The following is a 20,290-nucleotide window of genomic DNA, read 5'->3' on the forward strand; positions in this document are numbered from 1 at the left end:
GCTTATCAGTGAGCGAGGAGAATTTGGAAAACAGGGCTTTTGCAGACATCGAAAGACAGGAAAAACCCTGATTATACAGGCTGTTTCTTGATGGCGCTGTTCAATTGGTGATCATGTTTTTGCCCTGCCGGTTATGCCATGCCGGGCAAAGGTATCCGGCACCGGGGGCGGAACCACACCATGAACCCTGGCGTACTCTTTCGCCTCGTTCATCAGCCGTGTTTCTTCCTTCTGCAACTCGTCGGTAGTGTACACCAGCATACAGGCAACCCGGGGAGAAACACGGCTGTCTACCACAAAGCTGGCCCCTATGCCCTCCGGGGTGATAAAGCCGGGCCTCTGGTACTTCATCTGGCTGCCAGCGATGGTGCGGACAACACGGCGTTGTTTATCCAGCAAAGCGACCTCCGGATAGAAAAGGGTTTCTTTTTTCTGGCCTGCAACATGGGTCACCAGACTGCCCAGAGAGACTTTAAAATACCCTGTATTGGGCAACTCATAAGCCACATAAGGTGTTTTACCAGACGGCAGGTTCAACCAATGGGAGGACCTGTTCACCCGGGTTGAGAATCGAACCTTCTCTAAAGATGTCTCTGATAGTGGCTGGGGCAGTGGCTGGCATTGAACCTGCGCCAGATCATCCAATACCCGGGCTTCAGACTCTCTTGAATTGAGATCGGCTGAATCCGGAGACAAAGGCATTGTGTCGGCTTCTGTTTCAGAAGGCATGGAAAAAGAGCGACAGCCGGAAAGCCCCCCAACCAATAGGATCGTTGCAGCGGTTGTTATAGCTGCTGTAATAAATGAAGGAAATAAAGAAATCCGTGGATGTCTTTTCGAAAGAGAAAAAGATGCCCATAGCGAAAACAAAACCGCTTTAATCAATAAAACAAACCTGAAAACAGCCATCACGATAACACTCTTTTGCCTCAGGATGCAGGAAACTATATCTCAGTATCCGTACGATAAAAGTTAGACGACAAAAAAACACATTTTTTTTTTGCCCACTTCCCAACCCTGAACTAACTTTCCACCTGACAGTTTACTGAAAGAGAGCTGGCTTCAAGCTTACCAACACAAGCTGAAGCCATAAGGCTATAGCAATGGGTATTTCCTGAATAGTTCATTCAAAAAGAAAGATTCAGGGGTTAAACATAACCATACGCACAAGGTGAATGATCATGCTTTCCAGGCATACTGTTCGTTCTTATTCCCATGAACGGGCTGCTTTATCCAATTCAAGCCGCCACTCACAACCCTGTAAACTCAAAACCTGCAGAGTCACGAGCGCTGGCTTTCAAGCACCTTTGACACCTCAATCAAGGTTGGCACATTCTGTCGCGAAAATGGCGTCTGCCATTGCTTTAACAGCAGCCTCAACCAGCGCAGTAATGGCGGTTGAAGGGATGGACATCAATTTCCACGGTTATGCCAGGTCCGGTGTTGGCGCTTCAGCCGATGGCGGCAACCAGGTGGCCTTTCAGGCACCGGGTGCAGGCTCCAAGTTTCGCCTGGGTAATGAAACAGAAACATACGCGGAATTGAAACTGGGTGCTGACCTGTTCAATAACGATCATCAGTCGTTTATCCTGGACAGCAACATTGCTTTTGGCATTGACCAGGCCAAAGACTGGGAAGCCACTCAACCCGCTCTCAGGGAGATGAATATCCAGGGTAAAGGCGTTATCGACGTTTTTCCAGACGCGACGCTCTGGGTGGGTAAACGGTTTTATAAGCGCCACGATGTCCACATGAGCGATTTTTACTACTGGAACGTATCGGGTCCAGGAGCAGGAATTGAAAACATATCCGTGGGTGGTTTCGCTGATTTCAGCGTTGCATGGGTAAAAAGCAGCGCATCGTTTGAATACTACAATACGCAAGGCAATGCCGAAAACAGAACAAACGTTCAAAAATTTACTCTTGATCAAAATATCATGGACTTCCGCCTCGAAAATATGGCCATCAATCCTAATGGTGCCTTGACCCTTGGATTTGACTATGCCTTTGGCAATCCGGCGGGCGATTTTCCAGACAAAAGATGGGCAGCCGACGGTTTTGATCCAACCACAGGGGCAGGAAAAGCCAAACCGATCGATCCGATTAAAAAAGAAGATATGGAAAAGAAAGGCTACATGGGAACGATTGAACATACCCAGAGTGATTTTTTGGGAGGCTTCAATAAGTTCGTTGTCCAGTACGTAACCGACGGCATGACGGCCTGGGGCATAGGCAGCAATGGCCAGGGCATGTCTGCTTTTACCAGTGCAGACCTGGATGGTAACAAGCTGATTCGAGTCATGGACCATGGGGTACTGGGACTTGCCAGCGCCGTTGAAATGCAATACCTGCTCAGTTACAACAAATTAAGCTTCAAAGACGATAAAAAACCGGAGCAGACCTGGATCAGCGCCGGTATTCGTCCTGTCTATTTCTGGAATGACATTATGAGTTCGGCGCTCGAACTCGGTTATGACCAGGTACAAAATGCCTTCACAGATAGCAGTGGAGAATGGAAAGACGCAAAACTGACAAAGCTGACCGTTGCCCAGCAGTGGTCTGCTGGTCGCGGCTACTGGGCCAGACCTCAGTTAAGGGTTTTTGGAACCTACGCCGTGTGGGATGAGGACGCAAAAGGAAGAATCGGCGGCAGCGCTTTCGCGGACAAAACCGATGGTTTCACTTTTGGTGCCCAAATGGAAGTATGGTGGTAAGTCACCCTCACCCCAGCCCTCTCCCAGAGGGAGAGGGAGAGGGAGAAGGGAGGGCTAGCGCTGAAGGCTGAGGACTTATCCCCGCCCTCTATAGCCATTACTTACCGGGAACATTTTTTTCGACCAACCCCACTTGGGCGTGTCATTTTTAGCATTCCACTGGTCGTAAGCCTTTTGCAACCGGGCCACCTGCTCGGGGTACTGACCAGAAACATCCTGCTTTTCACTCATGTCGTCACTGATATGAAACAACTGTGGCTGGCTGGCTTTGTGCAACTTATTGTCCAGAACCAGCTTCCACTCACCATCCCTGACGGCATAACGCATATGGTTATCCCAGAACAGGAAGCGGTCTTCCAGCTGTTTCTGTTCCCCTTTCAGGTAAGGCAACAGGTTCTCTCCCTCCAATTGCCACTCTTTTTCCGGTTCCACTCCAGCAGCTGCCAGGGAAGTGGTCAGGATATCCAGGGAGCTGACCGGCTCATTGAGGGTCTGTCCCGCAGGAATCGTTCCTTTCCAGGTAACCGTATAAGGAATACGGATCCCCCCTTCATAATAAGTGCCTTTGGCTCCCCGGAGCGGAGTGTTATAGGAAGCATTCCCCTTTGGCTTTCCACCGTTGTCTGACAGGAAGTAAATCAGCGTGTTTTCAGACAGACCAAGACTCTCAACCTTATCCAGAATACGTCCGATGTTCTGGTCCATGTTGTAGTTCATGGCCACAGAAATACGACGCTTTTCATCCTTGATATGGCTGAACCGCTCCAGATCTTCCGGCTTCGCCTGCAACGGACCGTGAACCGCATTAAACGACACATAAAGGAAGAAGGGCTCATCCTTATGACGCTCGATATAGTCAACAGCTTCCTGTCCAAACCGGTCAGTGAGATAATCACCGAAATTCTCCACCGGTTCGTCATTACGATAGACCGCAGACCAGGGCTTTTTCTTCAGCTCCTGGCGGTTTTTCGGTCCTATAAAATAGTTGGCAGCACCGTTATTAAACCCAAAGAACTCCTCAAACCCACGGTTATGGGGCCAGAATTTCTTTTGATCGCCGTCGTGCCACTTGCCCACCAGCCCGGTTCGGTAACCGGCTGCTTTCAGGTAATCACCCATTGTTGATAACTCAACAGGCAGCCCCTGAACCACGTTTTCGTCACGAACGTAGGGTGCCACATTATCGTGGTACCCAAAGCGTTGCTGATATCGCCCGGTCATCATGCCCGCCCGTGAAGGTCCGCAAACGGAAGCCGTCACATAGCCGGTGGTCATGATCGCGCCATTGGCTGCCAGCCTGTCCAGATTCGGAGTTTCCACATCTTTGCTCTGTTTCTGGAAGCCGGTATCGGCATAGCCCAGGTCATCGGCAAAAATCAGCAGAATATTGGGCTTTTCAGCCACCTTCTTCATATCTGCCGAGACCGCCGGTTTGACCGGCGCAGCCTGAACGGTGGCAGGCTGCATGCCGCTCATGGCTACGGCACAGGCAGCAGCCATCAATCCCAGTTTTAATTTTGGTATCATCTCTGTTCGCCCTCTGGTCAAACGGTATTATTCATTTTCAAGCCGTATCCACCGATCAGGGTGAATACGCACAGTGTCAACTTCCCCAAACGGGGAGCTACAGGAAGCCAAAATCCAACACCGACACCGTGTTATTCAACTAATGTAAACTCAGCCATTTGCACCCGGTCTGAAGCGGTGCCGACAAATACCTGAAACTCACCCGGCTCACTGCCCCAGCTCATATCCGCCCGGTAAAACGCCAGATCCTCCGGAGTCAGAGTAAACGACACTTCACGGCTCTGGCCTTTGTCAAAATGCAATTTCTGGAAGCCTTTCAGCTCTTTCACAGGGCGAGTAGTGGAACCCACCAGCTGGCGGGTATAGAGCTGAACCACCTCTTCTCCGGCATAGTCCCCGGTATTGGTGACTTTGACAGTGACCTTCAACTCACCACCGTTCATTTTCAGCTGTTCAGTGGACAGTCGAACCTCACCATACTCAAATCTGGAGTAACTCAGGCCATGGCCAAAGGCATACAGAGGGGTATTGGGAGAGTCGTCATAGCGGGACTTGTAATGTTCTGCCCGTGGCTTTGGATTATCCGGGTTGTAGGGTCGCCCGGTGCTTTTCATGTTGTAATAAATGGGCACTTGTCCAACGGACCTGGGGAAGGTCATGGGCAACTTGCCAGATGGGTTGTAATCCCCCATCAGAACGTCGGCAACCGCCTGCCCACCGGAAGTTCCCGGGTACCAGGCATGGACAATGGCATCCAGGTTTTCATCTTCCCAACTAAGGTCATTGGGTCGACCGGACATCAGCACCAGTACCATGGGCTTGTTCAGCTTTTTCAGTTGCCTCATCAAGTGCTTCTGAGTACCAGGTAATCCCAGTTCCACCCGGCTGGAAGCCTCACCGGACATACGCCACTCTTCACCCATGGCCAGCACAATCACATCGGATTTTTTCGCCACCTCAATGGCTTCCCTCATATCCCACAGCAGATCCGGGTCATTGGTTTCCAGGCGGGCAACGCCATTGCCCTGAACATGGGCTTCAGTACTGCCAGGCTTATGGAGGTAGGCATAAGTCGCCCCCTTGGCATAGTGAACCTTTACCTTGTCTCCCAGACGAGCTTCCAACCCTTCACGAATGGAAACAGGATCACTCTTTCGATCCCCCGCCGCAGCCCAGTTACCGATCATATCCGCTTTGGAGTCGGCCATTGGGCCAATCAGGGCGATGGACTTAATCCTGTCTTCTTTCAGGGGAAGCGTCTGGCGGTCATTTTTCAGCAACACCATGGAACGGCGGGCCGCATCCCGGGCAAGCTCCCGGTTTTCCTGACTGAGAATCTCTTTTTCTGCCCGCTCAACGCTGGAGTAGCGGTAAGGGTCTTCAAACAACCCTAGGCGCCATTTCATTTCCAGAATCCGACGAACCGAGTCGTCAATCTTCGCCTCTGAGACTTTTCCTTCCCTGACCAGCGACTCCATGTAGTCGATATAAGACATGCCCACCATGTCCATGTCCGCTCCGGCATTGAAGGCTATTTCTGCAGCATGCTTGTCATCCCGGGCAAAACCATGGGGAACCAGCTCATTGATGGCGGTGTAGTCTGTAACCACAAAACCTTCAAACCCCCATTGCTCCCGGAGAATATCCGTAAGCAGTCGTTTAGAACCGGATGCCGGGATACCATTAAGATCATTGAATGCCGTCATCACCGTGGCCACACCGGCATCCACCATGGCCTTGAAGGGAGGTAACTGGGTGGTCCAGAGTTCGTGCTCAGAAACATCGGTGCTGTGATAATCCCGGCCAGCCTGAGACAGACCATACCCGACAAAATGCTTGGCCGTGGCCATCATCGTGTCCGGTGCACTCAGGTCATCTCCCTGAAAGCCCTGTACCCGGGCCACCGCCATTTTGGAACCCAGATAAACGTCCTCACCGGCACCTTCCGACACCCGGCCCCAACGGGGATCGCGGGTAATATCCGCCATGGGAGCAAACGTCCAGGCAATGCCATCAGCGGTGGCTTCACGGGCCGCTACACGAGCCCCTGTTCTTGCCACCTCTAGATCCCAGGAAGCCACCTCTCCCAGAGACTGGGGGAAAATAGTCTTGTGTCCGTGAATAATGTCATGGCCGATAATCAGGGGAATGCCCAGCCGGGTTTCCTCAACAGCGATCTTCTGAAGTTTTCGGGTAAAGTCGGCACCAAACGCATTGAATACCGCCCCCACACGGCCTTCACGAATCTGCTGCTCATAGGCCTCATTCACATAAGGTCCAGTGGTATCCCGGGAACCCGACTGAAGATCCAGCTGCCCGATTTTCTCTTTCAGGGTCATCCGGGCGATCAGGTCCGAAATAAAAGTATTCATCCGACCTTTATCATCGTGCCAGTGCTTGACCGATGCAGGCACTTCCGCCCGAACCGGGTTCAGGACTGTCCCGGCATCGGACGCCATGGAAGCGCTTGCATTAGCACTTGTGATAACACTTGAGATAGCGAGGGACATAACAACAGGCAGCAGTTTCTGCTTCATATAGGCTCAGTTAACAAACAACGAAAAGTTAAGGAAGGTGCGATTAAACTCTGTGCACCCCAGACCAGGGAATCCGAATTCGCAGCTTCCTTAACTTCACTCCCAACCGGAAGCGGATAAAAAAGATAAAAAAAAGCCCTGCTTTCACAAGGCTCCAGGCTTATAAAAAAAGCCACACAAAAGCGTCACACAAAACTCCGGAGCAATCGGCTTCCTGCCTTACAGGAAGCCGGTTTTTCATCAGAACTTGGAGACAATAGCCAGTTTGGTGAAGAACTGGTCTCGATCGCCCACCGTGTTACTGGCCTGGTTATATTGCTTGCCTACCTTGTAAGAAACGTTGGCGACAATATGGAAATGGCGATTGATCGGCCAGTTGGTGTTCAGGTTGTAATAGGTGTAATTGAAGCCTCTACGAACTTCCGCTTTATTATTATCGAAATCAAGCGCATCCCCACCGTCCTTACCGACAACAACCTGACCTTCTACACGAACACGATTCTTGAAGCGATAGTTAACCAGTGCCCGAAGATTCTTGTTGCGATTATCGGAGTCATTACCAGTTTCCGCGTAGAGAGCTTTAAGCCCCAGGTTCATGTTTCGCTTCCAGCGATACACATAGTTGGCTTCAAAATCAAAACCATAGGAGTTATTAATCTCCTTGTAGTTATGTTCTGTGGTCAGGCTCAAAAAGCTCTTGCCAAAGTTAAAGTTAAAACCTGGCTTGATTCGATACGTTTTTTCATCAATGTATTTCGTGGTCCCATTTGCCAGCTCATTGGCCTCATAGGAGGTTTTATACCCTGCCGCAATAAAGTAGTTAAACTTGGGGCTCACCCACTGCTCAAAACGGGGGGTAATGTTCAGGTTAATTCGGTCCGGCTGCTTATCATCGTGCTGGCCGAAGTATTGCTCCCTTTCTGACACCACATAACTGATCCGGAAGTTTGGACTGATACGGGTGTTACCATCCGCATAGATCTTGACCACGTTTTTGGTTCTCTGGCTATTCTCAAAGGTGCTTTCCGTGTACTCAACACCGGTCAGAACATTGGTCCGTATGGGAATATCTCTCCCCCGGTACTCATCGGGCGCTTCCGCCTGCATGATCTCACCGAACTCACCGATGGCTTCCAGGTCCTCTTCCTGAACCCCCTTTAAATTAACGGACTGCGCCATGGCAACAGCCGGTAAAACACTTACCCCGAAAGCGGCCCCCAGAGCCAGCGATGTCATTACTTTTTTCATCTTGATGTGTCCAGGTTTATCCATTATCAGAAGTTATTTATTCAGCAGCCTGCTGGTCAGGAACAAAGGTCTGGTACATAGTCTGGATATCATCCCAGTACCCCCTGGCTTTCATGTAGCGCTCAACATCGGCATTAATGCTGTCCGCCAGAAAAGCGCCCACAAACATCCCCTGGTCCAGGGATAGGATTTTGGTGCTCATCCCGCCTTTGCCATCCAGAGCGTCATACCAGCCAAGATCGGTTTCGATTTCAGGGTAAAGCGCCTTGAGGTTTTTCAGATCCTTGACCGCCTCTTCTTTATTCACCATGTAGGACAGGGCTGTGGCATGAGGCGTTCCGGTTGAAGCCCCGGCAATCTCTTCCTCGAACTTCACATAGGCCTCAGAAAGGTGAGGAATACCAAAAGGCTTGTAACGATCATCCACGGTCGCCGAAGAGGAAATCATGGGAATCTTGTGCTTGCGGGCATACCGGCGCTGCAGCTTGGTCATGTCTTCAAACATGGAGTAGTCTGGCACCAGCTCTTTTTCATTCAGCCAGATGGCGGGCAACAGGGCCTGGAAGTAAGTACCGTCCCAGGTCAGAAGCGGGTTATAGACTTTGCCATCCACTTTATACTGCGCGGTGTGGGTTTCCATTTTGGTGAACACCGTCATGGGAATGGCGTCTTTACCCAGGTCCCGGGTGATCAGCGGTGCCCAGACAGCAGCGGTTCTGCTTTCGTTAGCCTTTCGGTCCACCAGATATTCGGTCAACTGGTCGCCTTCCCAGCTACCCCTTAACAGGCCAGACTTCTTGTCATAAAGGGAAAGCCAGCCAGGAATCTGGGCCTGAAGCATCGCTTCGACGCGTTTGACGATGCTCTGTTTAACCGGGTCTGTGGATTCGATATAGGCACCGGCCACACCGGCCATGGCCAGGGCAAAATTACCGTTATCCACCGCAGGGGCAAGCATACCGTCACCGGGTACCAGCTTGCCGTTATCAATATTCATGGGCCAGTAGAACAGGCCGTCTTTCTTGGGAGCCTGTTCCAGCATCCCCAGCACTTCCTGAATCCGGGTCAGTGCTTTTTTATTTCCAGCCTTCTCAACTTCCACCAGAATATTCAGATACAAGCCAATTTCAGTGGTATTGGTGTAATGGAATGGTCTGATGACCCCTTTACGGTACTGAATCGTGTCGTAAGGGGCGAGAGTATCCGGGTCAATACCTGCGCCATCCCGAAAGAAGTCCAGGTTAACCTGTAATTCCTTTTCGAACCCTTCGGGGTAAAATTGTTCGCGTACTTTCAGACTGTCCAGGCGAACAGCGCTGGCACTGGATTGTCCGGTAAAAAAGGCAAGAGCACTGGTGCTGCCCAGAGCACTGATGGCCACAATACCGGCCGCTGCCAGGCTTTTTGTAACAAGAGAGAATATCGGCTTCTTCATAGTTGAGTCGTAAAGCTTGTTCCGTTGCATTCCATTCCAAAAGCCCGGCAAATATAAACGTTTCAACAAACATCATCAATATTGTGCGGTTTCTGATACAGAGCGGCTAAAAAGCGGTAGAAATTTTGAATAACTGACAAACCCCTTACAGCCACTGAGCCAGACCGGTCTTTCAAAGCAAATTCGCCTCAAATGGGAAGCGATATGGATTCACAAAATCGGACATTTGTTTGATTTACATCAGTTTTCACTCTTGAAAGACAGATAAAAGGCAAGACAGCCTTAAGTTAACGGACCATAGCCGTGCGACATCTGTACAAATAACAGACACCCAAAGAGAATTTTTGATAAAGGTCATGTAAAGAGGCTGTTTTTATTTTGTATTAATCGTGAACGCTTGACCTGATTCGCGGTTTTACGTACTTTTCCATCTGAGAAACGTTTCACCTGATTAAGCCTGGCTCACGCGAAGTTATTTTCGCCCAGAGAGCGGTCGGATCAGGTTAGACCCAAATAACGAACTCCGGACGCACCCGAACCATGGATATGCCCACAAAGATGCCTCTGAAAAAAATCGCCCGCTCTGTGATGCTGGCCAGCCTTTCTGTTGCCGCACTGTCTGGCTGTGTGGAAGATAATTACGACTATGGGGACAGCAATGGAGGCGGGAATGGTGGAGGTTCAACACCTGGCAAAATTTATCATCTCTATGGAAACTCTTTCGATGGCTCATTTCCGCTTCAAATAGAGGGTGAAGCTGGCGACATCGTCCTTGTGGACGATAATGGCGATGCAATGGCCAGCAGTATTTCAACAGAAAAAGATCCTGAAAATGATCAGTGGAATACAGGAGACACCGTTAAAGTCAGCATATCCGATCTGACGGATGGAGAGTCCGTTCAAATCAGAACGACCAGCGACAACCCCAAGGATTTATCCGTAACAGCCGATTCTGGTGCAGGCACCTTGCGCTTTTTCGTCCGCACGATGGGAAAAACAGAAGCGGGTAAAAAAGTCATGTTATCTCTCCCAACACAAGATGGGTTAAGTGCTTCCGTCGATCTAACCAGTGCATTTAATGCTTTTTCTGGCTCCCCTACTGACCAGAATGTCATTGTTCCGGTTTCCTGCTTCACCGATCCGGAAATCACTGAAAACACCGTCGACTTCAGTAACACTGACACTCCATTTGCCCTGACCTCCGAGTCCAATCTTGAGTTCACTCTGGGCAAAATCCAGATGAGGGCATATCCTGATAGCGGTGGTGATAAATTAAACCTTATCTCGTGCGCCTCCGATAGCCAGATTCTCACGGACACACCTGAAGATACTGAAATATTCACTCATGTGCAGGGCGGAGACGACACGGGGTGGGGAACAAGAATTACTCGCTGGAATGGCGCCAAAGCAAATGGATTCCCAAAAGGGTTCGTGACAACGCACTACCCAGATATAGAGCCTGGTAAAAATGGGGGAATGGTATTTAACATCACCAACGAGACCGATCCTCATAAAGACCTCAGCCGCTTTATTGAAACCGGAGCTCTTGCTTTCAAACTGGGTGTTGACAGCTATGGAGCTCATCCTGAGCGTATAATGGTTGTCAAGATGGAAACGCCAACGGGCATCGCCAGTTCAAAGACTATCGAGCTGGAACCCGGACTTGCCGACGGCTCCGTGGTAGATGTAACGATTCCCTTAAAATCGTTCTTCCCTCAAAACGTACAAATGGATGTAAATCAAATCCAGAATGTCATTAAACCCCTGGTCATTCAGCCAAAGCCAGTCAGTGCCCCTGATACTTTGCAGGGAATGGCCTTCAAAGTTGGTGACCTTCGCCTGATTATGAACCCATAAGAGGCACCGACCCTCGCTCCCATGTCAGGTTCTATGGATCTTGCATGGGGGCGCAAACGGATAACCTCAACAAATACACATCTGACACTATGAAAAAAACACTTGCATGCCTCACAGCCACCCTGACCCTCTGCTTCTCCCTGAATACCATCGCCAACGACTACCTGGACGACGCCACCAAGGTACGGTTTGAAAAAGAAGTGGCCGAGATGACCGGGTACGCTAATCTAAGCCCGGAACAGGCCGGCAAAATGATGCGCCTGAAAGTGAAACTCTACACCGGCAACCAGAAGGCAATGGCTAAATATGGCCAGGACTCGGCTAATTTCAGGGAAGAACGAAAAGCCAATATGAAAGCGTTCCAGCGCGAGCTGCAAAACACGATTACCCCGCAGCAGCTGAAGATTCACCGCCAGCATGTTGCAGCAAAACGAAAAGCCAGCAACTCCTGAAGCTCTTTATTACTGAGCCTCTCCACTTGAACCATTCCAGTTCCCATACTGCTGTATGGGAATGCCTTGCAAGCCGTGCCCTGGGTATTACTCAATGCTGAAAGCAGAGGCATCCATGATCTCCTGATCCGACAGGCTGATATCGGTTTGAACGATTCCACGCAAAGCCATCACACTGTGCTTACTGGCCCTGATTTGCCAGGAGCCATCTTCCAGCCGAATAAACTCAATCCGGTCCCCTTCCGACAATGACATTTCCGCTCGCACTGCCGCAGGAATAGTCACCCGCCCTTTAGAATTGACTTTTGCTGTGGCCATTATCCTGCTGCCCTGACCCAGGAAAGCGCAAATACCCATAAATACACACCCATAGCGTAAGAAAAAATACGGCTTTTGTTGCGCTTCGCTGTGCTCAGCAGCAACCTACGGGCGTTCTGCAGTAGGTTGCTGCTGAACGTAGTGAAGCGCAACAGAAACGAGCGCAAAAGCGGTCCTGAATTAGAACGTCACCCCCGAACAGCCACCATTAAATTGGCAGGTGCCTGGCCATCAAAAAAGCAATCCCAATACGGGTTCCCCTTCTGCGCGGGGTGGAGTTGGGCCTCCCCCCATGTGAAGCTCATGCCTGCTTCCCGGAAGGCCCACTCATAGGTTTCTGGCATGATATTGTAGTTTCTGATCAGCTCCGTCATTCCCACAAAGTCCCAGTTAACACGGGCTCCATCATAATCCCCGGCATCATCAGCCTCATGGGTCTTGGTAAAACCATAAGGACTGTACTGGCTACCACCTGAACGCTCAAAAGGGTTGTTATTAAAACTGATAAAAGCCCCGCCCTTCGCCAGATGACCCGCAATGGCACGGCAATATGCCAGGGTTTCCTCCGGGGTCCGGGCATAATTCATCAGCCAGGAACCAACAATAAGCACACAATCCTGCGCCCCAACCGTATTCTGAACCCAGGAAGCGTCATAATTTACCATAGCGTTGTATTCACCACTGTCCTCCCGGGCGCGACGTATCATATCCCGGTCACCATCGATTGCCAGAACACTGCCTGCCCCCATATCAATGAGCTTTCGGGTGTATAGACCCGTTCCGGAACCGAAGTCGCCCACCCTGGCGCCATCAAGGGGTATTCCCGTTGACCGAACCGCGTCAAAAATACTCCACAATTCTACCCACAGACGCCAGGGCTGGGACTTTACCCGGGCATATTCATCTGCATCATAACCAATGGAATGATCGCCATCAGACATAGACAAACTCCTGAAGAGGTCGCCAAAGAAACTATGGTTTTGCTATAGCCAGGTAAACCTAGACCGGTCTGGTTTATTTGCAAGAACAGGCACCCATTATCAGCCAGCAGAAAAACGACGGCTAAAGGGCAGTTAATGCTTCCCGATGGTGAAAATGCCGATGCTTTTCTTATTGGGCACAGGGCTCTGCAGAGGAAAAGAGAAAGGCGTTCCCATGATAAACCACAGGAACGCTCTTAATAGAAAGGATCAGTTCAGAGGGGCAGGCAAACAACCTGTGGGGCTGTCACTGACACAGTCGTTTTCATCAAACAACCGCTCTTTATCCAAACGGAAGTTGCTGATATAGACTTTGGCATCACTGCTATCGGCTTCAGACTCCTTTCGCTTCATTTCAAAGGTTACCTCATGGTCGCCATCACCCGGTCTTTTTCTGAGAGTAAACGACACCTCTCCCCGATCTCCCGGAATCACATGGGCCACACTGTCACGTTTGATTCCCTGCTCCTTACTGTCAATATTCACATGAACCAGAAACGTAAAGTTATCCGGCTGGGTGGCGTGTACATCAAAGCGGTAGATATACCGGGTTCCAAGTGGATCATTGGCCACTTCATCAGAAAAGGTGCGGACAACCTTCTGAGTCCCTGTCTGCCCGGTTTTGCGCAGCATCCTAAGCGCCATCACCCCATCTTCTTCAGGATGGCTCTCAACTCTGGCTCCTGCGCTTAAGCTCCAAAGGTGGTCACCACTGGAAAAGTCACCATTCTCAATGGATTCATCGGCTCCACGGCGGACAACCGAGGTATTATCAAACAGGAACACACTGTTTCCTTCCACCCCGTACTCTATAAGGAGTGACTCCGCACCCGCTGGCTTGCTGGTAGCCACCTCAAGCTCCACAAGTCCGTCAGCAACAGCCGCGGTATTACTCAACTGCTGCCCGCCAATTGGCTGGCCAGACCGCCCCAGCCATTGCAACCTCATCACGGCAAGACCGCTGCCAGAAATCCCCCTTGCATTGCTACGGACAATATAGCGACTGCTCTCAAGATCCAGTGGCAGGTCAAGGCGCTGAAATAAACGTCCACCATTATCAATGCGGGCGCTTTGTCCAACGATTCCGACCTGTTCTACGTTGACGTTTCCGTCAACAGACCAACCCTCAAGACCTCGTTCAAAGGCCGGGTTGGTAAACCGCACAGGGCGACCATCCAGCTCATTCACCCGATCCTCAAGCTCCAGCCATTCACCTTCCGGGTCTATCACTTCGTAGCGGTTATGAGCCACACCCTCAGGCAGGGTAAAAGGCGACAGCTGGAACCCATAGGAAGTACGGGAACCATCTGAATCAATCCCCACAACACGCCGGGGGGTAATATTTGAGTAGGTTAATGTCACTGAGCCAGCGCGGCTGGATTCAGTCACCTCCGGGCGATAAAAAGCAGACCGGAAACGGTCGATGGTGCCCGGCTGAATGGCCTCTACCAGACCGACTCCACCAAACCAGAAATCCGCAATGCCTACCGCCTTCATGGTGTAGGAAGCGTCTTTCATGGACCAGCGGGTCAGCATAGAGATCGGCTCTTCACCCGATGCATTGTTCATCTCCTGGCGAACCCCGTCACGATAAGCCATATAGGCCCCTACAACCGGTGCCGTATGCCCATGTTGCCCAAAACCAAGCACTGCCGGGAAATGAATGATGTCATTGGGGTGATCGGACGGTCCATCGGCATAATAGCCACCACAGGGCAGGTTTTCAGGGTTAGGGGTTGGGCATTTGGGCTGGTTACCTGCGGAGAATGCCGCAAAGTAAGGTGCTCCCATATCGTCAGTCTCAGCCATGGTGACGGCATAGTAATTCCGGTTCCATGCATTCCAGTCAGGGGCATCGAAATGGTGCTTGAGAATCAATGTCCCCCCCATGACGATAAAGGCGGCATGATCAGCCTTGATCACCGGCTCCCCGGCCAGCCAGTTATCCACCCTGAAATTATCCCGGTCATACACATATTCGGCGTAATCACGGGTGGCCAGAGGATCCTGGGCGGCACCAATATCCCCAAACAACCAGGTCTCATTGGACATCTGGTTGTTATTGGGCAGCGGCCCATGATCATCATTAGTCCAGGTAATAAACTGATTGCCGTTTATGGTATCCGAAGAACGTTTGACCAGCTGCCGGAGGTACTCTTTGTAGAGCTTCAGGTTTTGATTGTCCGGATACATTTCCACCGCCTTATAAGCAGCCGGCAGAAACTTCATGCTGATGTAGACCTGGGGTTGGGGGTTATCCGCATGGGGTTTGCCATTGCGATCATAATGCCTGACAAAATGCCCATCCACCGTTCGAACGCCCCCGTAGCCATCAGGGTGGAGGCCGGCATGTCGCTGTATCAACAACTCGACCAGAGTTTCAATGTCCGGGTCCGGCCTGACCTGGTCAATGGCCATTAACAGAAACAAAGCCCAGCCGACATTATCCGCCACCGGATCTCTATTAGGAGCACTCCCCGACTGGACAATCTTGCTGATCAGAAAACCTTCCCGGCCCGTCACATTGCCGGTACCGGACAGGCCGCCATGGTCAATCAGGCTTTTGATGGCAGCCGTATACTGACCCAGCTCATCCTCAAGCCATTGATCGTAACTGAGCCGGGCATCGCGACTGTCCGACATCATCAGAACCTGCTCACTGGCCAGCATCATTCTGCCATCCGCGGTGGCGGCGATATCCGTGACTTCAGGCGCTACCGGAGTGTAAGCCACAGGGGTTACCCCCCCTCCCTGGCGCAGTTCAGCCATAGGGACCTTGAGAACGCGCCCTCCTCTCTGAACCTGCTCCAGCATATAAAGCCCCTGGGAGTCGTCGCTGCCATACACCCTTCCCATGGTCAGACCAGCCAGCCCCTCTCCTTTGGCGATCACTGACTTTCCACTGCCGTCGGGGTGCATCTTCATAAGGCTGGTGGCGGTGGTTGCATAAAGCGTGTTGCCTGGCATATCCACAGCCAGTCCCGTTACCGGCGCGCTGGTAGGAGTCAACTGACGGGCAAATTCCCACTGACCGGTATAGGCCACATTACGGCTGGCATCATAGCGGTAAATGCCTGAGTCACTGCCCACATACAACTGACCTTTAAAATAAGTAAGGCCATACCGGCCGGAGCCCTGCTCAGAAAGGGTGACCCGATCAAAGACTTTAAGCGCTTCAGTGTTGGTATTAAAAGAGAGAATCGCGTCTCTGTCCTGCCCGGCTTCACCGGAGCAGACGGCCAGGTAAAGAAAACGGCCTGAAGGCGTCAGCGTCATGCCACAGACACCGCTGTTTCCGGAAGATTCAGAAGAGCCCGCAGAAAAACTCATCCCTGCGACAGTGGCAATATCACCGGCATCGATACGGTGTAAAACCTGTTCACGAACATCCCTGATCTCGATATAGTCCGCCTCAGTATCGGCCACCGCATACAGACCGGAAAGCTGGGCTGCACTGACCATGGAGGCACGACTGCTGTCAAATGCCCAGTCCTCCATCTGCACATAAGCGGGTATTTCCGGATCAGGGCCCGGAGGGAGGCCGGCACTGTTATCAGTCTCATCCCCCCCACAACCTGTCAGCAACAAGGCTGCAGAACCCAGCAGAGCACAACGAACCGCCCGGCTCATTGGCAACAACCACGATTGATCATCCATAGTGTATTTCACCCACTTCTCCCCATACCTTTCTTAAACTGATTTCGGTTCAGTCGCTTTCCGGAAACCAAAAAAAAACCCTGCAGGACTTATCAGCCACTGATCCACACAGACCTGAAGAATGAGGGGCAACAGGCCTGCCTTCTTTTCGATATAACATCGATAAAAAAAGCGGTTCAGCATTTGATAAACCCAGGCAGGGTTAAAGACATCAGCGACCAACCGATGACATTCTCAAAATAATCAAGAGTTCTGTTTCTTATTACGCCCCTGGCGTTTGGCCCGCTTGGCGGCTCTCTTGGCTTCAATGGCCTCTTTCTGCTCCTCGGGCATCAGGCTGTCCTTGTCCGGATAGTGAGTGGCCATCAGTTCACGCATTTTTTCAGGATTATCCCGCGCCTCAAAAATCTTCAGCACCGGATCATCATTGCTCTTCATCCAGGTTTCCAGCCTGGCACGGTATTCCTGTACCAGCTTCTTATATTCCGGATTGTTAACCAGGTTCCGGGTGTTACCAGGATCGTTATTCAAGTCAAAAAACTCTTCCGGCACCCGTTTGCGGAAATAGTCCGCTCTTTTCTGTTGCTCAGCATCACCGGAGCTTTTCATCAGATTAATCGTGGCCCGGTCATACCCTACCCGAAACTGGGAAAAGCCCGTGAATGCATTAAATGTGTAGCCATAGTCCCTGCCCTGAATGGCCCGCATGGGGGTGGCCGGACCGCCGATTTTGTAGTCAATCTGGGAGAAGGCAAAGTCACGGTTATCCTGCTTTTCCCCCCGCAACAGCGGCAACAGAGAGCGACCATCAACCGTGTCGGGAATGTCAACACCCGCCGCCTCCAGCATGGTGGGCATCAGATCCACCAGGGATACCACATGCTCTTTATCCACATGACCGTTCTTCAGGCCGCCCTTTGGCCACTGAACCAGTAAAGGAGTTCTGGTGCTGGCCAGGTAAGTATTGGCTTTGGCAAACGGGAAAGGAGAACCATTATCCGATACAAACATCACCAGGGTATTGTCCGCCACACCGGTTTCGTTCAATGCATCCAGAACTTTGCCTACGGTGTCGTCCAGTCGACGCACGGAATTGTAATAGTGGGACAGATCAAGACGAACTTCAGGGTAATCCGGCAAATAAGAGGGTACTTTTACCTCATCCGGTGAATAGAGCCTGGATGGTTTTTTCTCATCATTGCCCAACCGCCTTGCTTCGGGATCATAAAAAACCCGGTGAGGATCGTGGGAGTTAACCATTAAAAAGAACGGTTTTCCGGCCTTTTTACTTTGTTCAATATAAGTTTTGGTTCGCTCATGATAGAGCTGTGGAGAACGCCCAGCCCCCAGGTCATTGGCATCGTATGAGTAATCCCAGCGATAATTCATGTCCGGTGTGGAATGACTGACTTTCCCCAGGATACCGGTTCGATACCCTTTACCCGCCAGAGTAGTCATGATGGTGGGGACTTTCTTCTTCATATGAATAAAGCCCATCATACCGGAATGGGTACTGTACATTCCGGTCAGCATACTGGACCGGCTTGGCTGGCAGATGGCATGGTTGACATGGGCATGTTCGAACTGAACTCCCTGTCGCCCCAAACGATCCAGATTAGGGGTCAGATCCGGCAACTCGTTGTCGAACAGGCTGTATGCCTCATAGCCAAGATCATCCGCTGTGATCAGCATAATATTCACCGGAGCACTTTCTGCCCACGCCCAGGAAGAAGCGACCAGACAGCCAGTAGCCAGACTTGTGGTCAACCCTCTGGTCAGAAAAGCAGTTGTTTTTTTCATAGACAAAACGCCCTGGTACTGAGAGGCCATCAGAAAAACAGTGTCTCTTAAAGACGGCTGTAATATAAACGTTTCACTGAACTCGAATCAAGGCGCTCGAAGTTTGCTGAAACAGCCTAGGAAAGGAGAACCTCTGTCCATAAATACCCGGCCTCAGGCCTTTTCAGCAAATTGCCGTCTTGTTCTCAACCAACAGAAAATAACATTTTTTTGATATACGTCAGTTTTCCTGCAGAGGAATGTCTACGCTTTGTCTGCAGCCACTGAATATAAGGGCTGCTCACTTCTATCGGGCCCTCGAAAACAACAACTGCACCTCACTTCTGAACAATAGATAGCCGAACAAGTGCAATTTATGACCCTGATCAATGTGACTCTTTAATCAGTTGCGTTCTCTGTTGACGCCTTTCAACAACTGCCGTATGTTTTTGGCCAATGTTGAAACGTTTCTTTCATGAAATCGTTACTCTAACTTTTCTGCTACGCCTGACAGGCTGGCCTCCAGTTCTCAGCACCTTATTTGAATGGAAGGTTGTTATGAAAATGAATTTTGGAAAAACCCTCTCATCTCTGGTTGCCGGCCTGGCCCTGGCCTGCTCTGTCAATGTCTCCGCTGCGGACATCAGCCCCAAAGCCATGAACAAGATTGAAAAAGACGTGGCTACCATGGCCCAGGTTATGGATCTGAATAAGCAACAGGCTGAGAAAGTGACGGCACTGAAAACCACCCTGTTTATCAATAACCGGGACACCCGAAAGAAATATGCGAACGATCCATCAGCATTGAAAGAAGCCCGCAAAGCCAATATGAGAGCCTACCAGAAAGCTCTGACCAACTCTGTTTCCCAAAAGCAGATGCAGGCATTCAGAGCCTTTCGAAAAGAGCAGATGGCCCAGAAGAAAAAGGGCTGAATCCGCCGTCATCCTCTGACAGCCCGACAAGGGATGGATCGCTTATTCATAGCGGTTTTATACAATGTGCGGGCTGCCCCCTCAAAGCCATCGCCAAAGCGATGGCTTTTTTATGGATCACCCAGGAAATCCAATGAAAATAATGTTTCGTGCCTCAGTCAGAGTTTTCCTGCTTGGCATTCTGTTACTGACCGGAGAAACCGCCATGGCAAAGACCAGGACCATTGCCTGCGTAGGCGACAGCATCACCTTTGGCCTCACCGTTGAAAACCGTGACGTCTATTCCTATCCAGCCGTTCTTCAAACCCTCGTGAATGAACACTGGAAGGTCATGAATTTTGGTGAAAATGGCGCAACCGCCATAAGGGACACCCCTAAATTCACCCCCTATGTCAAAAGACGCTCCTACCATAAAAGCCTGGACTCAAACCCTTCCATCGTCGTCATCATGCTGGGCGCCAATGATTCAAAACCGGCTTTCTGGGACAGAAAGGCCTATCGGGATCATATGGTTACCCTGATCAATGAATACAAGTCACTTCCAACCCGGCCTGAGATCTTCCTTGGAACCCCGGTGAAGAGCTTCACCACTAAACAGGGGCCCTGGGATGTCAATGAGGGCAACCTTTCTGTAGCCCGGGATATCATTGCCAGCGATATTGCCAGAGTCACCGGAAGCACCCTTATTGAAGTGACTCCTCTACTGGACAGCAAATCGTACTTCTCCCCCGACGGTGTCCACCCTAATAAAGTAGGGGCAAAAGCGATTGCCAAAGCCATTTTTGCCGGTTTAAAAGATCACCTCTGAATCCGCAACCCCTGAAACAGGGCCTGCCGGGCAGGCTCTTCCACC

Annotated in this window: 15 protein-coding genes; 6 read left to right on the plus strand and 9 right to left on the minus strand. The window is 50.9% G+C overall.

The window, feature by feature from the left end; translation table 11 throughout:
• Window positions 1-111 precede the first annotated feature (111 nt).
• Window positions 112-702 carry a MalM family protein gene (locus ACNRUY_RS04970; protein ID WP_488110536.1) on the minus strand — a complete coding sequence of 197 codons (591 nt, stop codon included), beginning with the start codon at window positions 700-702 and terminating at the stop codon, window positions 112-114.
• A gap of 1 nt (window position 703) precedes the next feature.
• Here ACNRUY_RS04970 and ACNRUY_RS04975 point away from each other — a divergent pair, with 1 nt between their 5' ends.
• Together ACNRUY_RS04975 and ACNRUY_RS04980 are read left to right on the plus strand one after the other, a co-directional pair.
• Window positions 704-976, plus strand: coding sequence for a hypothetical protein (locus tag ACNRUY_RS04975; RefSeq protein ID WP_488110537.1), 273 nt, complete (start codon window positions 704-706; stop codon window positions 974-976).
• Window positions 977-1,406: 430 nt separating this feature from the next.
• Complete coding sequence (locus tag ACNRUY_RS04980; protein WP_488110596.1) at window positions 1,407-2,714, plus strand: maltoporin; 1,308 nt, start codon at window positions 1,407-1,409, stop codon at window positions 2,712-2,714.
• A 75-nt stretch (window positions 2,715-2,789) separates the two neighbouring features.
• On the opposite strand, the gene ACNRUY_RS04985 is transcribed toward ACNRUY_RS04980, so the two are convergent.
• From ACNRUY_RS04985 to ACNRUY_RS05000, 4 genes are all read right to left on the minus strand, one after another.
• Window positions 2,790-4,241 (minus strand): sulfatase-like hydrolase/transferase, encoded by a 1,452-nt coding sequence (locus tag ACNRUY_RS04985; protein WP_488110538.1) that lies wholly within the window; start codon window positions 4,239-4,241, stop codon window positions 2,790-2,792.
• A gap of 131 nt (window positions 4,242-4,372) precedes the next feature.
• Window positions 4,373-6,700 carry a beta-glucosidase BglX gene (bglX, locus tag ACNRUY_RS04990; RefSeq protein ID WP_488110539.1) on the minus strand — a complete coding sequence of 776 codons (2,328 nt, stop codon included), beginning with the start codon at window positions 6,698-6,700 and terminating at the stop codon, window positions 4,373-4,375.
• Between the two features lie 318 nt (window positions 6,701-7,018).
• Window positions 7,019-8,026, minus strand: coding sequence for a hypothetical protein (locus ACNRUY_RS04995; protein WP_488110540.1), 1,008 nt, complete (start codon window positions 8,024-8,026; stop codon window positions 7,019-7,021).
• 37 nt (window positions 8,027-8,063) lie between these two features.
• Window positions 8,064-9,491, minus strand: coding sequence for a hypothetical protein (locus tag ACNRUY_RS05000; RefSeq protein ID WP_488110541.1), 1,428 nt, complete (start codon window positions 9,489-9,491; stop codon window positions 8,064-8,066).
• 510 nt (window positions 9,492-10,001) lie between these two features.
• On the opposite strand from ACNRUY_RS05000, the gene ACNRUY_RS05005 reads away from it, so the two are divergent.
• A complete protein-coding gene (locus tag ACNRUY_RS05005) occupies window positions 10,002-11,318 on the plus strand; it encodes a putative glycoside hydrolase (protein ID WP_488110542.1) in 1,317 nt (438 codons plus the stop codon).
• 44 nt (window positions 11,319-11,362) lie between these two features.
• Window positions 11,363-11,770 (plus strand): hypothetical protein, encoded by a 408-nt coding sequence (locus ACNRUY_RS05010; protein WP_488110543.1) that lies wholly within the window; start codon window positions 11,363-11,365, stop codon window positions 11,768-11,770.
• Window positions 11,771-11,857: 87 nt separating this feature from the next.
• Here ACNRUY_RS05010 and ACNRUY_RS05015 read toward each other — a convergent pair whose 3' ends face one another.
• The 4 genes from ACNRUY_RS05015 to ACNRUY_RS05030 form a co-directional block, all read right to left on the minus strand.
• Window positions 11,858-12,088: an AbrB/MazE/SpoVT family DNA-binding domain-containing protein gene (locus ACNRUY_RS05015; protein WP_488110544.1), complete on the minus strand. Its 231-nt coding sequence runs from the start codon at window positions 12,086-12,088 to the stop codon at window positions 11,858-11,860.
• A 188-nt stretch (window positions 12,089-12,276) separates the two neighbouring features.
• The gene (locus ACNRUY_RS05020) at window positions 12,277-13,029 is read right to left on the minus strand and encodes a methyltransferase domain-containing protein (RefSeq protein WP_488110545.1); all 753 of its coding nucleotides are present in this window, start codon (window positions 13,027-13,029) and stop codon (window positions 12,277-12,279) included.
• Between the two features lie 249 nt (window positions 13,030-13,278).
• On the minus strand, window positions 13,279-16,725 hold the full coding sequence (locus tag ACNRUY_RS05025; protein WP_488110546.1) for a hypothetical protein: 3,447 nt from the start codon (window positions 16,723-16,725) through the stop codon (window positions 13,279-13,281).
• Window positions 16,726-16,968: 243 nt separating this feature from the next.
• A complete protein-coding gene (locus ACNRUY_RS05030; protein WP_488110547.1) occupies window positions 16,969-18,525 on the minus strand; it encodes a sulfatase family protein in 1,557 nt (518 codons plus the stop codon).
• 537 nt (window positions 18,526-19,062) lie between these two features.
• Here ACNRUY_RS05030 and ACNRUY_RS05035 point away from each other — a divergent pair.
• A complete protein-coding gene (locus tag ACNRUY_RS05035; RefSeq protein ID WP_488110548.1) occupies window positions 19,063-19,437 on the plus strand; it encodes a hypothetical protein in 375 nt (124 codons plus the stop codon).
• Window positions 19,438-19,570: 133 nt separating this feature from the next.
• Entirely contained in the window at window positions 19,571-20,245 is a 675-nt protein-coding gene (locus ACNRUY_RS05040; protein ID WP_488110549.1) for a GDSL-type esterase/lipase family protein, read from the plus strand.
• Window positions 20,246-20,290: the final 45 nt, after the last annotated feature.

Source organism: Endozoicomonas sp. Z74, assembly GCF_057680865.1.

What these genes read in the sequence shown, in the direction of transcription:
- ACNRUY_RS04970 (WP_488110536.1), bottom strand. Translation starts at nt 702, where the DNA reads ATGCCTTTGTCTCCGGATTCAGCCGATCTCAATTCAAGAGAGTCTGAA.
- ACNRUY_RS04980 (WP_488110596.1), top strand. Translation starts at nt 1,407, where the DNA reads ATGGACATCAATTTCCACGGTTATGCCAGGTCCGGTGTTGGCGCTTCA.
- ACNRUY_RS04985 (WP_488110538.1), bottom strand. Translation starts at nt 4,241, where the DNA reads ATGATACCAAAATTAAAACTGGGATTGATGGCTGCTGCCTGTGCCGTA.
- bglX (WP_488110539.1), bottom strand. Translation starts at nt 6,700, where the DNA reads ATGGCGTCCGATGCCGGGACAGTCCTGAACCCGGTTCGGGCGGAAGTG.
- ACNRUY_RS04995 (WP_488110540.1), bottom strand. Translation starts at nt 8,026, where the DNA reads ATGAAAAAAGTAATGACATCGCTGGCTCTGGGGGCCGCTTTCGGGGTA.
- ACNRUY_RS05000 (WP_488110541.1), bottom strand. Translation starts at nt 9,491, where the DNA reads ATGCAACGGAACAAGCTTTACGACTCAACTATGAAGAAGCCGATATTC.
- ACNRUY_RS05005 (WP_488110542.1), top strand. Translation starts at nt 10,002, where the DNA reads ATGGATATGCCCACAAAGATGCCTCTGAAAAAAATCGCCCGCTCTGTG.
- ACNRUY_RS05010 (WP_488110543.1), top strand. Translation starts at nt 11,363, where the DNA reads ATGGGGGCGCAAACGGATAACCTCAACAAATACACATCTGACACTATG.
- ACNRUY_RS05015 (WP_488110544.1), bottom strand. Translation starts at nt 12,088, where the DNA reads ATGGCCACAGCAAAAGTCAATTCTAAAGGGCGGGTGACTATTCCTGCG.
- ACNRUY_RS05020 (WP_488110545.1), bottom strand. Translation starts at nt 13,029, where the DNA reads ATGTCTGATGGCGATCATTCCATTGGTTATGATGCAGATGAATATGCC.
- ACNRUY_RS05025 (WP_488110546.1), bottom strand. Translation starts at nt 16,725, where the DNA reads ATGGATGATCAATCGTGGTTGTTGCCAATGAGCCGGGCGGTTCGTTGT.
- ACNRUY_RS05030 (WP_488110547.1), bottom strand. Translation starts at nt 18,525, where the DNA reads ATGAAAAAAACAACTGCTTTTCTGACCAGAGGGTTGACCACAAGTCTG.
- ACNRUY_RS05035 (WP_488110548.1), top strand. Translation starts at nt 19,063, where the DNA reads ATGAAAATGAATTTTGGAAAAACCCTCTCATCTCTGGTTGCCGGCCTG.
- ACNRUY_RS05040 (WP_488110549.1), top strand. Translation starts at nt 19,571, where the DNA reads ATGAAAATAATGTTTCGTGCCTCAGTCAGAGTTTTCCTGCTTGGCATT.